Origin of the sequence: Paenibacillus sp. J5C2022, from assembly GCF_025567625.1 — a bacterium.
Taxonomy (GTDB): domain Bacteria; phylum Bacillota; class Bacilli; order Paenibacillales; family Paenibacillaceae; genus Pristimantibacillus.
Map to the genome: position 1 here is coordinate 246,551 of NZ_JAOQJC010000005.1, position 10,748 is coordinate 257,298.

Genomic DNA, 10,748 nt, shown 5'->3' on the forward strand with positions numbered 1-10,748 from the left:
AATGGGATAGCGAATGCAAGTCATTCGGCATGCGTATGCCAAATGATCAATCCGCAGTTTGCCGGACTACCCCTGAAAAAAGGCGCCGCTGCAGTTCACACGCTCAGTCCCCGCTGCACGATACACGCGCAGCCTCATCTCTGCTCAATTCCACTCGTCTCGTCTCATCTCATCTCAACTCGGCTATAACCCTACTGCTCTCATCTCATCTACGTTTTACTATATAACATGGACGGTGATGCGTCAACCGCTTGCAGGAATGTTCATTTTTATTTCGTCGACAAATCGGGACGCAATGCCTTGGCCCCGCCCAGATATACATGCTTGATGTCTTCCTGACCTTTGTCCGTATTAACGAGAGCCATTACCCGTATGCACCGCTCCAGGCTCCCCTTCACAGGCACTTCCAGCGCACACATTAACGGCACCAGCTCCCACCCCGGCAGCTGTCTGATGCTTTGGGCCGGAAATGTCTCATCCAGATCGTTCGTTACCGTAATCAATACGCTGCATAGATCAGCAGGCGACAGCTCGTTCTGTTCCACCAATTCCTTCATCATGGCCAGCGTTGCCGATGCAATCAGTTCTGCTTCATTGCGGTCGACCGTGACAGCTCCTCGTATTCCCCGTACGCTCATTGTTGTTCATCCTCCAGTTTCAATTGCTCCACGACTTCTCTCACCCATTCCACAGGGATATCGCGTCTGATCTCCACTTGCCCGATCGCCGTAGGCAGCACGAATACCATTGTGCCTTCTGCGAATTTCTTGTCATGCATCATTGCGCTCATCACTTTGTCCACATCAAATTCCTCCGGCAAGACAACGGGCAAGCCCAGCTTGGCAAGGGTCCGCTTCGTCTGCTCGTACACCTGGACCGGCACTCCGAACTTCATTGCAAGGCGAGCAGAACCGACCATCCCAATCGATATAGCTTCTCCATGAAGAAGCTCGTTGTAGCCGGCCACCGCCTCAAGCGCGTGCCCGATCGTATGGCCCAAGTTCAGTATTGCGCGCAAGCCTTGCTCCGTCTCATCCTGCGAGACGACAATGGCCTTCACGCCACACCCTTTGTGCAGCGCATACCCTAGCGCGTCCGGGTCAAGGGACAGCAGCTCATTCGCATGCTCCTCGCACCAATCTACGAACTCTGCATCCCATATCAACCCGTGCTTGACTACTTCCGACAACCCTGCTTTCACCTCTCGCAAAGGCAGCGTCTGCAGCGTACGCAAGTCGTATAACACGAACTCGGGCTGATGAAAGGCCCCGATGATGTTCTTCGCAAGCGAATGATTCACCGCTACCTTGCCTCCCACACTGCTGTCATGCGCCAATATCGTCGTTGGAAGCTGGATGAACTTGATCCCCCGCATATAAGATGCTGCAACGAAGCCGGCAAGATCGCCTACCACGCCGCCGCCCAGTGCAACGATTGCCGACTTGCGGTCAAGCCCCGCCTCCAGCGCCTTGCCGACCAGCTCTCCCAGCATATCGAGCGATTTCGAACTCTCGCCGGCCGGAATAACCTCGCTGTGAACCTTATAGCCCCCCGCTTCCAGCTCTGCTTGAAGAGGCGCCAGATAATGTGCCGCAATATGTTCATTCGTAATAATCATTATGGGGGATTTCGTACTGATCCCATGGCGGTGGAAGTAAGAAGAAGCCTCTCTTAAGAGACCTTCGCCGATATAAATAGGATATGACCGCTCCCCAAGGTCTACTGTTAACTCGCGCATATTAATACCTCTCCAATTGCTCTAGATAGTTGTTCAGGTTGCCGCGAATTTCTTCCATGGAGTCTCCGCCGAACTTCTCCAGGAACGCCTTCGCCACTTCCCATGCTACGACATGCTCCATTACGACGCTTGCGGCCGGCACCGCACAGCTGTCGGAGCGTTCCACTTGTGCGGTGAACGCTTCCTTCGTATCGATGTCGACGCTTCTCAGCGGCTTGTATAGTGTAGGAATCGGCTTCATGACGCCTCTTACGACGATTTGCTCACCATTTGTCATTCCGCCCTCGAAGCCGCCCAGCCGGTTGCTCGCCCGATAGTATCCCCGTTCCTCGCTGTACATGATTTCGTCGTGCACTTGCGAGCCGCGCAGCTTTGCCGCGTTGAAGCCGATGCCAATCTCGCAGCCCTTGAACGCGTTAATGGAGACGACTGCGCCTGCGATTCGACCATCCAGCTTGCGGTCCCATTGCACATGGCTGCCCAGGCCGACCGGCACGCCCTCGACGATGCATTCCACGATGCCCCCTATGGAATCCCCTTCCGCCTTGATCTTGTCGATATATTCAGTCATCTTCGCCTCGGTGGCCTTGTCGGCTACTCGAACGGGCGATTCCTCTGTCAAGGCAATCAGTTCATCAAGCGGCATATCGTTCGGCGGCGCCGTAATCTCGCCAATGGATATGACTTGTCCTGCCACCTTCATGCCGAATGCCGCCAGCAATTGCTTCGCAACCGCGCCTGCTGCAACACGGGCTGCCGTCTCGCGCGCACTGGAGCGTTCCAGCACATTGCGCAAATCTTTCAAATTATATTTCAGCCCGCCGTTCAGATCAGCGTGTCCCGGTCGTGGACGATGGACGCGACGCTTCTCCTCGTCGCTGCCTTCGATCGGCTCGATATTCATCACTTTCGTCCAGTGCTTCCAATCGTTGTTGCGGACGATAAGCGCCACCGGAGCTCCTGTCGTCTTGCCGTGCCGGACGCCGCCTACGATCTCGGCCTCATCCTTCTCAATCTGCATTCTGCGGCCGCGTCCGTGTCCCTTCTGTCTGCGCTGCAGTTGGAAGTTAAGCTCCTCGAAGTCTATCCGCAAATTGCTGGGCAGCCCTTCAATGATCGCTGTGAGCTGAGGACCGTGTGTCTCGCCTGCCGTTAAATAACGTAAACTCAAGCTTAAGCTCCTCCTTCGACAAGTCCCTCTATTTCCGAAAACATCTTTGCTCATTATAGTATAGGTGCCCCGAAACGGCAACAAAAAAGCTCCGTTGCCGGACTCATTCTCACGATTGAGCGGCAGCGGAGCTTGCAAGGTTAAAGGGCTTACGAGTACGTGGCTGAAGGTCGCTGAGCACGGCTTTCACCCGGTTGAGAACTGTCTCCTGCATAATCGGCATCGGCCAGCAGTCCGGACAATTGGCTTCTCTCCAGCCCGAGAATCTGCGCACATTCCTGAATCGTAATTATGCCCTGCTTGTAAGCGGCGATCACTTGACGCTTGTCCATACGAATCCACCTTCCGTGCAGTATTGTTAGACTTATTATAGGAATGGATGGAAAATCGTATACGTGTGCGCTATATTCGCCGGTAGAAGAACGTGTCGGCCGTCTCGAATCCGTACTGGGCCGGAGTAAAAATCTGTTCCGTACTGCCTACAAACAGAAGTCCGCCTGGCTTCAGAGCCGCAGCGAATTTATGATAGAGCTGATGCTTCGCTTCCTCAGTAAAATAGATCATAACATTGCGGCAAACAATTAAATGAAAATCGCTGTCGAAACGGTCATGCAGCAGATTCTGCTGTCGGAATTGAATGGCGCGGCGCAGCTTGTCGCTAACCTCATAGGCTCCGTGCTGCTCAACGAAATAGCGGTCGCGGTATGTTGGCGGCACATCCCGAAGCGCCCGTTCCAGGTAAACGCCCTGCTGCGCCTTAAGCAGCACATTGCTGTCCAGATCCGTTGCCAGCAGCTTCGTACGCTGCAGCGCTCCCAGTCCATCCATAATCATCGCAATCGTATAAGGCTCCTCTCCCGTCGAGCAAGCCGCGCTCCATACCTTCAGGTTAGCATTGGCGCTCAGCATAGCGGGCAGAAAGCGGTCCTTCAATACTTCCCAGCGTTGCGGATTGCGCCAGAACTCCGAGACATTGATCGTCATGCGATCCAGAAATTCGTTCATTAGCGCTTTATCGTTCTCCAACGCCTTCCAGTACTGATCAAAGGTAGTATAGCCATGCTTCATACGAAGCGTGGTCAACCTTCGCTTCATCTGGGCTTCCTTATACTGGGATAAGTCAATGTCTGTCTTGTGCTTCATCCGCTCCACGAACCGCATGAAATCCTGATCGTCTGACATCTATCCCCCGCCCCCTATACCCACTTCTGGATCGAATGCGCATAGGCTACGATTTCTTCGGGCTTGAAGAAGAGGCCGATTTCCCTCTCCGCATTATCCGGCGAGTCGGAGCCGTGAATGAGATTAAAATTCGTATGTACGGCAAAATCTGAGCGGATCGTCCCCGGAGCGGCCGCGAGAGCATCCGTCTTGCCGATCAGCGCACGAGTGAGCGCGATAACATTGTCCCCGCTCCACACCATGGCAAATACCGGCCCGGAAGTGATGAAGGCAAGGAGCGGTTCATAAAAAGGTTTCCCTTTATGCTCGGCATAGTGCGTTTCGGCCAGCTCTTGCGGAACGGTCATAAATTTGGCGGCGGACAACGTCAGCCCCTTCTTCTCGAAGCGCGACACGATCTCTCCGATCAAGCCACGCTGCACGCCATCCGGTTTGATCATCAGAAAAGTTCTTTCCATCTCCTCATCCATTCCTTCCTGCATCTCTGTTCTCATCTTTTGCTAGTAATTTCTTTTGCCTACAAAATGAGCGATGTCCATCAAGTTTTTTCGCGCCGGAATAGCTGGCAATTGCATCAGCGCATCAAGTGCCTTCTCTATGTATCGGTTGGCCAGCTGATCCGCTAAAGCTCCGCCTTCGCTCTTCTTGATCAGGCCGATAGCCCGCGACGCATCCGCATACAAGCCTTGCTTGCGGATTGTAGCAATCTCTTGCAACAACGGTTCGCGGATGACCTCGTCACGCAGCGCCAGAATTACCGGCAACGTGATGTTGCCTTGTCTCATATCCGAGCCCGGCGGCTTGCCGATCGCTTTCTCCGTACCGTACAAGTCCAGCAGATCGTCCCTGATCTGGAACGCCATGCCCACATTGTATCCGAACCGGTAGAGCTGATTCGCCGTCTTGCGCTCCGCTCCGGCAGCAACGGCTCCCAGTTGGCAGCTGATTGCGATAAGGAGCGCCGTCTTGCGTCGGATTCTGAGCAGATAATTGCGGACGGACTGATCCGTATTGAAGAAATCCCTGATTTGTTCCATCTCGCCTATGCACATCTGAACCAAAGCGCTCGACAGCACTTGATGAACAAACGGCTCCTTCAGCTCCGCCGCTACGGATAGCGCGCGGCCATGAATGTAATCTCCCGTATACATGGCGATCCGATTGTCCCACTTGGACTTGACGGTTGGCTGACCGCGCCTGGTGTCGGCATCGTCAATCACATCGTCATGCACCAGCGACGCCATATGGATCAGCTCCAGCGGCACAGCCACTTTTTTGAGCACATCAAGCTTGTATTCGCCGAATTTGCCTGCAAGCAGCACAAATACCGGTCGAATACGCTTTCCTCCCGCCTTGAGCAGATGCAAGGACGTCTCACTAAGCAGTGCATGCTCGTCCCTGACGCTGCGCTCAAGCTCCTTCTCTATGCCGTTTAAATCGCCTTTCATTTTGGCGTATAGATCTAATAGTTTCATTCGTTCACCTTATGAGCAGATTGTTCTTCAAAAAAAGCAATGTTCGTCTCTTGCTGCAACAAGCCCAGTTGCGTTGCATATCGGAAATATAAGGACAGGCCGTCCTGAAGTCGTGCATCAAAATCGTATTGCAGCGATCGGAAGTAGGTAGTCCAGTAAGGTTGGCTGCCGCCGATGCGCGTACATGCGTGCATAATCAAGTCTTCCACATGGCTCAAATTGTCGCGCTTGGCCTCAAGGAGCATGGACCATACCGCATCCACCAGTTCCGGCTCTCTCTCAATCATTTCGCGTCTTGCCGCAACGACGGCATACGTCATGCCGAGTCCCGTCCAATCGTGCCATAGCTCGCCCAGATCCATCACATACAGGCCATGAGACAGCCAAGAAGCGCGTATGGCGGGATCGCCGATCAGCAGCGCGGCATCGGCATGCTGCAGCATCTCGTCCAGTACAGGCTCGGTCGTGATGTAATCCGGTGTGCATTCGAATCTTAACGCCATAATGATTTTGAGCAGATTGACGGAGGTGGCGGATGCCGATGTCAAAGCAATTCGCTTCGGCTTGGCGATGTGAATAGGCTGCTTCAGGAATAGAAGGATGGAATGCACCTTCCCGACCGATCCCACAGACAATCCTGGAAGCAGTCTGTACTGTTCCGAATATTGTCCGTAGGAGAAGGAGGATATGGCCGACACATCCAGCTTGCCTTCGCTAAGCAATCCATTCAACCGGGCAGGTACGCGGGCAACCAGCTCATAGCGGTCATCTCCGCATTCCCCTTGCTCCGCGAGGCCGTGAAACAGGGGCCAGGCGTTGGCGTAATCAATCTCCCCTATTCGAATTGGGCGTCCCAGCCCCATGCTGATCATCTCCCCATCTTCTGTACAAATCATGATCGATGTCTAGGCTGTCCAGTACTTTGCCGACAAGGAAATCAATCATCTCTTCCATCGATTGCGGCTTGTAATAAAAGGCGGGCATAGCCGGTACGATCTGCACGCCCAATCTGGCGAGCGTCAGCATATTCTCCAGATGAATGGCGTGCAGCGGCGTCTCGCGCGGCATAAGAAGCAACGGACGCCTTTCCTTCAGCATGACATCAGCTGCCCGCGCCAGCAGATTATTGGAGCTTCCGTGCGCAATGGCGCTTAATGTCCCCATCGAGCACGGTGCGATGACCATTCCCTGCACACGGAACGAGCCGCTGGCAATTGATGCGCCAATGTCCCCATTGGGATGATAGTGCAGACTGCCATCGGTGAGCGCCGTTCCGAACGCCCGCTCCAGCGCAGCGGCACGTCTTGCCGTCTCCCAGCCGAGCTCTTCCTTCAACACCCGCCAGCCCGCCTCTGTCACGACCAGATGCACGGTCCAGCCACCGGCCAGCAGCTCTTCAATCAATCGTATGCCGTATATGCACCCGCTGGCTCCCGTCATGCCGACAATTAGCCGCCGCTTCCCGCTATTGCGCTCTACCATTGGCGAAGAACCAGCAAGTCAAATAAGACAAACAGGAACAATACGACGCTCAACGTACCGTTCATGCCGAAGAACGCCACTTGAACGCGGGACAAATCCGTCGGCTTGACAAGATAATGCTGGTAAAACAAGAGCGACACCGCAATTACCGCACCCAACAGGTAAGCCCAGCTCAGCCCTGTCATCCAGAACAACGCCAGGAATCCGACAGCTGTAACAACATGCAATGCCCGAGCGATCCATAGTGCGCCGGCAATGCCGAATCGGACGGGAATGGAGTGCAGGCCTGCTCGTTCGTCGTAGTCCCGGTCCTGTGTCGCGTAGACAATATCGAATCCCGCAATCCACAACGAAACGGTCACATACAGTACCCAAGCGGCGGCATCGAACTCTCCCGTTACGGCCACCCAGCCGCCCAGCGGAGACAATCCGATCGTCAAGCCTAACACAATATGGCATAGCCAGGTGAATCGCTTCGTGTAGGAATAGAACACAAGCATGAACACAGCAATCGGCATCAGCTTCATTGTAATGTCGTCCAGATGGGCCGAGGCATAAATGAGCATGGCGAAGGAAGCGACGATGAACAGCAGCACTTCAGCCGAACGAAGCAGCCCTGCCGGCAATGCGCGGTTCTTCGTCCTAGGGTTGCTGTAATCGATCCGCTTGTCGATTAGCCGGTTCAGGCTCATGGCGGCGCTTCTGGCACCGAACATGGCCAGCGTAATCCAGCCGATCTCGCTCCACAGCGGCAAGCGGTCCTCCACAACGATCGTACCGAGAATAGCGCCCATATAAGCGAACGGGAGGGCAAATACGGTGTGTTCGAATTTTATCATTTCAAGTATAATGCCAAGTTTGCGAATCATTACCCTTCCTCTTTCCCTTTCGTTCCCATATGAAGCGCGGCTACTCCGCCAAAAAACAATTTGATATCGACTTTCTCCAGGCCGGCTTTCCGGAACAGCTCTTTCAGTTCCTTGGCGTCGGGAAACAGCTTGAGCGAATCCGGCAGCCATTTGTACTCCTTGAACTTTCCGGCGAACATCTTGCCGAACAGAGGCAAGATTCGTTCAAAATATAAATAATAAATCCCTTTAAACGGCTGCCAGGTCGGCTTGGACGTATCCAGACATACGACTTTCCCGCCAGGCTTGACCACTCGTCTCATTTCCTGCAGCACCTGCAGATAATCCGGCACATTCCGCAATCCGAAGCCGATCGTGACATAGTCGAAGGAATCATCCTCGAAGGGAAGGCTCATCGCATTTCCGCGAACCACCCGTATCCGGTCTTGCAGCTGCAGATCATTAATTTTGGCTGCGCCGATGTCCAGCATATTCTGGCTGAAGTCAAGGGCGACGATGTCGCCGCTCCCGGTCGCGCGGGCCATGTCGATGCTCCAGTCGCATGTGCCGCAGCACACATCCAGTGCAGTCTGTCCGGACTTCATCCCCATTTTCTTCATCGTGTACTTGCGCCAGGCTTTATGTCTGCGGAAGCTGATAATATCGTTCATCACGTCATACTTGGGCGCGATCGTCTCGAACAGGGCATGCACATGATCCTTTGAACCTGATTGTGTCACAACTTCACCTCGTCTCATTTAGGGCAGGTACATGGCCGCCAAGCGAATGCAGCATGTGGTCGACAATACGGGACATCTCCTCCACCAGGTTGTCCGATTCCATTCGATTCACGATCGCCTTGACCGCTCCCGCCGACTGCTTCAGCACTTGAAGCAGCTGGGAATGGATGCCGTACTTCTCCACGAGTCCTTGCAAATATCGGTTCTCCATAGATGCGTTGGTCAGCTTGTAGCGCTCCTCGTCCGTACCAACCTGGATAATATGCCAGTATCCCCAGCTGCTCTGGAATCGCTCGCAGCTCTCGGTCCGCTTCATCTCGTCCAACGCCACCTCGCAGCGGCTCAGCTCGCTAAGCAGCTCTGGCCATAGCCGCGATACGGAGCCTTCCAGCAAGCCGGCAAAATGCTCGAATAAACCGCTCTTCAGCCTTACTGCGTAGCTGTAATAGTCCTCGGCGGTTACCTTCAAGCTTCTCATCTTGGCATACAGGGTTACCTTCAGCCGGTTCACTTCGCTTACGGCCCCGCTAATGCGTGCGATCATCTCAACCTGCCCGGCTTGCGCCAGCAGCTGGTAAAAGCGTGAACTGAAATAATCGCCGGCAAGCACGTTCAATTGCCTGGAGCGCATCTCCCGTTCAGAGCGTCGCTGGTCGTCCGTGTCGATTAAGTCGTGCGTATCCAATCCGACCTGAACCAGCGATGTAACGAGCGTGAACAGCTCACTGTGCTTTGCCGTAGACTGCTGGCTGTCCAATGCAGCATGCAGCATGCGCAGCCTGGGTTCAGACAGCGGAGGAAGCTCCGTGAAAGATTGTATCATGTCATATTTCATATACTTTTCTGCCATCTCAGGAATACGGTATCTTTTCATTGTGGAAGCCTCCGAACAGTAATGACAAGGTCGATGCCTAATAATCTAAACTATTATAGCACAACTTCGATCATGAGCATACGACCTGGCCAGCTTATTCAACTTTTTGCAATAACCTAGCGCATTCAAGGCCCATCGTCGGCCGAGTCGGCACTATAGCCTTCTACCGGCCCATATCGCTGCACCCACGCCGAAGTAAAGCTGAGACGCAGCCTGTTGCGCCACTTCACATCATGAATGGGATCGATATACGCCGGAATGGATTCATTCGCCAGCCAGCCATCCTGCTGTCTCACATCCACTGCGGCCATTATTCGCTGCTCGCCGCCGCTTCGTACCGTGAATCGAATTAGCAGTCTGTCTACGTTCGTCAGACGCTTGTAAGACAGTCTGATCAGCTTCGCCATATCGGAGAATAACGCCTCCGGTCTTCCGCCTTGACTGGACGCTACAATATCAACGGTAAGGACCGAGCTGCTCCACTTCACCTTGCCAAGCCGCTCCCGCAGCTCCACCCCGGATAGAATATCCACCACGTTCTCATTCGTTATCCGATTCAACGGCATCTCGCGGAACACCGCCACGGGATGCCGCGCAACGGCTTGTTTCTGAAGCAGATCGGGAATCCATGCCAATGCGGCGGTTACGGCGAGCGCCGCCAGGCATGCCGCAGCCAGCGATTTGGCTATGCGCATGTCAACACCTCCCAGAGGGGGGAATTCATGCCCTACCTCAAGTGTAGACATCTTGGGATGCGCTCATACAGGTTAAGGGCCTATACAACATTGTACGAGCGGCCTCCCGCGAATATACTAGTTCAGCAGCGGAGATGCATGGCGTCCCATTCCGACAAAAAAGCAGGCTGCGCCTGCTTCTCCCCGATTGCTATTGATCTGTTTCCACCGTACCGTATTTGGTCATAACGACAGCTTTGCCTCTAATTTTGATAGCAGATGTATGGTCCGTGAATTGGCAAATCAGCACTTCATTCCTGTCCAGCTTCTCTGTATGATGAAATTTCGTATCTTGTCCCCGGGTCAGCCCTATAACCTGCACGCCCTGATCCTTGGCCTTGATGACAACATAATCGTTCGTCGACTGTTCCAACTTAATCCCTCCGTATCCTTCGCTAGCTTAACCGTCTCTGAGAATTATAGAGGATGTACCACCAATGTGCAACGTTTCAATTCGTCTTTCAATTTCTCTAGCTGCCAGTATAAAAATAAAAAAACGTTACT

At 53.8% G+C, this 10,748-nt stretch carries 14 protein-coding genes; all 14 read right to left on the reverse strand.

The features are described from left to right. Nucleotides 1–269: 269 nt before the first annotated feature. The 14 genes from aroH to mtrB all read right to left on the reverse strand — a co-directional run bounded on the left by aroH (nucleotide 270) and on the right by mtrB (nucleotide 10,617). The gene (aroH, locus tag M6D81_RS06390; protein WP_262675991.1) at nucleotides 270–638 is read right to left on the reverse strand and encodes a chorismate mutase; all 369 of its coding nucleotides are present in this window, start codon (nucleotides 636–638) and stop codon (nucleotides 270–272) included. Further along, nucleotides 635–1,738: a 3-dehydroquinate synthase gene (gene aroB / locus M6D81_RS06395; protein ID WP_262675992.1), complete on the reverse strand. Its 1,104-nt coding sequence runs from the start codon at nucleotides 1,736–1,738 to the stop codon at nucleotides 635–637. Before aroB ends, aroH begins: the two co-directional genes overlap by 4 nt. 1 nt (nucleotide 1,739) lies before the next feature. Then, on the reverse strand, nucleotides 1,740–2,909 hold the full coding sequence (gene aroC, locus M6D81_RS06400) for a chorismate synthase (protein WP_262675993.1): 1,170 nt from the start codon (nucleotides 2,907–2,909) through the stop codon (nucleotides 1,740–1,742). Between the two features lie 149 nt (nucleotides 2,910–3,058). Beyond that, a complete protein-coding gene (locus M6D81_RS06405; protein WP_262675994.1) occupies nucleotides 3,059–3,241 on the reverse strand; it encodes a hypothetical protein in 183 nt (60 codons plus the stop codon). A 70-nt stretch (nucleotides 3,242–3,311) separates the two neighbouring features. Next, nucleotides 3,312–4,091, reverse strand: a complete 780-nt coding sequence (locus M6D81_RS06410; RefSeq protein ID WP_262675995.1) for a CheR family methyltransferase — start codon at nucleotides 4,089–4,091, stop codon at nucleotides 3,312–3,314. A 14-nt stretch (nucleotides 4,092–4,105) separates the two neighbouring features. Further along, nucleotides 4,106–4,549, reverse strand: a complete 444-nt coding sequence (gene ndk / locus M6D81_RS06415) for a nucleoside-diphosphate kinase (RefSeq protein ID WP_262675996.1) — start codon at nucleotides 4,547–4,549, stop codon at nucleotides 4,106–4,108. Nucleotides 4,550–4,591: 42 nt separating this feature from the next. Then, nucleotides 4,592–5,566: a polyprenyl synthetase family protein gene (locus M6D81_RS06420; protein WP_262675997.1), complete on the reverse strand. Its 975-nt coding sequence runs from the start codon at nucleotides 5,564–5,566 to the stop codon at nucleotides 4,592–4,594. Next, nucleotides 5,563–6,429: a menaquinone biosynthesis protein gene (locus tag M6D81_RS06425; protein WP_262675998.1), complete on the reverse strand. Its 867-nt coding sequence runs from the start codon at nucleotides 6,427–6,429 to the stop codon at nucleotides 5,563–5,565. The genes M6D81_RS06420 and M6D81_RS06425 overlap by 4 nt, the downstream gene beginning before the upstream one ends. Continuing rightward, nucleotides 6,392–7,048: a UbiX family flavin prenyltransferase gene (locus M6D81_RS06430; RefSeq protein WP_262675999.1), complete on the reverse strand. Its 657-nt coding sequence runs from the start codon at nucleotides 7,046–7,048 to the stop codon at nucleotides 6,392–6,394. Before M6D81_RS06430 ends, M6D81_RS06425 begins: the two co-directional genes overlap by 38 nt. Continuing rightward, nucleotides 7,042–7,917, reverse strand: a complete 876-nt coding sequence (locus M6D81_RS06435) for a UbiA-like polyprenyltransferase (RefSeq protein ID WP_262676000.1) — start codon at nucleotides 7,915–7,917, stop codon at nucleotides 7,042–7,044. Before M6D81_RS06435 ends, M6D81_RS06430 begins: the two co-directional genes overlap by 7 nt. Next, nucleotides 7,917–8,636 (reverse strand): demethylmenaquinone methyltransferase, encoded by a 720-nt coding sequence (locus M6D81_RS06440; protein WP_262676001.1) that lies wholly within the window; start codon nucleotides 8,634–8,636, stop codon nucleotides 7,917–7,919. The genes M6D81_RS06435 and M6D81_RS06440 overlap by 1 nt, the downstream gene beginning before the upstream one ends. Before the next feature lie 4 nt (nucleotides 8,637–8,640). After that, nucleotides 8,641–9,510, reverse strand: coding sequence for a heptaprenyl diphosphate synthase component 1 (locus M6D81_RS06445; RefSeq protein ID WP_262676002.1), 870 nt, complete (start codon nucleotides 9,508–9,510; stop codon nucleotides 8,641–8,643). Between the two features lie 125 nt (nucleotides 9,511–9,635). Continuing rightward, nucleotides 9,636–10,205 carry a hypothetical protein gene (locus M6D81_RS06450; RefSeq protein ID WP_262676003.1) on the reverse strand — a complete coding sequence of 190 codons (570 nt, stop codon included), beginning with the start codon at nucleotides 10,203–10,205 and terminating at the stop codon, nucleotides 9,636–9,638. A 190-nt stretch (nucleotides 10,206–10,395) separates the two neighbouring features. Further along, complete coding sequence (gene mtrB / locus M6D81_RS06455) at nucleotides 10,396–10,617, reverse strand: trp RNA-binding attenuation protein MtrB (protein WP_262676004.1); 222 nt, start codon at nucleotides 10,615–10,617, stop codon at nucleotides 10,396–10,398. Between the last annotated feature and the right edge of the window lie 131 nt (nucleotides 10,618–10,748).

Coding starts and splice junctions, on each gene's coding strand:
- M6D81_RS06410 (WP_262675995.1), bottom strand. CDS start 4,091: ATGTCAGACGATCAGGATTTCATGCGGTTCGTGGAGCGGATGAAGCAC.
- M6D81_RS06445 (WP_262676002.1), bottom strand. CDS start 9,510: ATGAAAAGATACCGTATTCCTGAGATGGCAGAAAAGTATATGAAATAT.
- M6D81_RS06420 (WP_262675997.1), bottom strand. CDS start 5,566: ATGAAACTATTAGATCTATACGCCAAAATGAAAGGCGATTTAAACGGC.
- M6D81_RS06450 (WP_262676003.1), bottom strand. CDS start 10,205: ATGCGCATAGCCAAATCGCTGGCTGCGGCATGCCTGGCGGCGCTCGCC.
- M6D81_RS06435 (WP_262676000.1), bottom strand. CDS start 7,917: ATGATTCGCAAACTTGGCATTATACTTGAAATGATAAAATTCGAACAC.
- M6D81_RS06405 (WP_262675994.1), bottom strand. CDS start 3,241: ATGGACAAGCGTCAAGTGATCGCCGCTTACAAGCAGGGCATAATTACG.
- M6D81_RS06425 (WP_262675998.1), bottom strand. CDS start 6,429: ATGGGGCTGGGACGCCCAATTCGAATAGGGGAGATTGATTACGCCAAC.
- M6D81_RS06430 (WP_262675999.1), bottom strand. CDS start 7,048: ATGGTAGAGCGCAATAGCGGGAAGCGGCGGCTAATTGTCGGCATGACG.
- aroB (WP_262675992.1), bottom strand. CDS start 1,738: ATGCGCGAGTTAACAGTAGACCTTGGGGAGCGGTCATATCCTATTTAT.
- aroH (WP_262675991.1), bottom strand. CDS start 638: ATGAGCGTACGGGGAATACGAGGAGCTGTCACGGTCGACCGCAATGAA.
- ndk (WP_262675996.1), bottom strand. CDS start 4,549: ATGGAAAGAACTTTTCTGATGATCAAACCGGATGGCGTGCAGCGTGGC.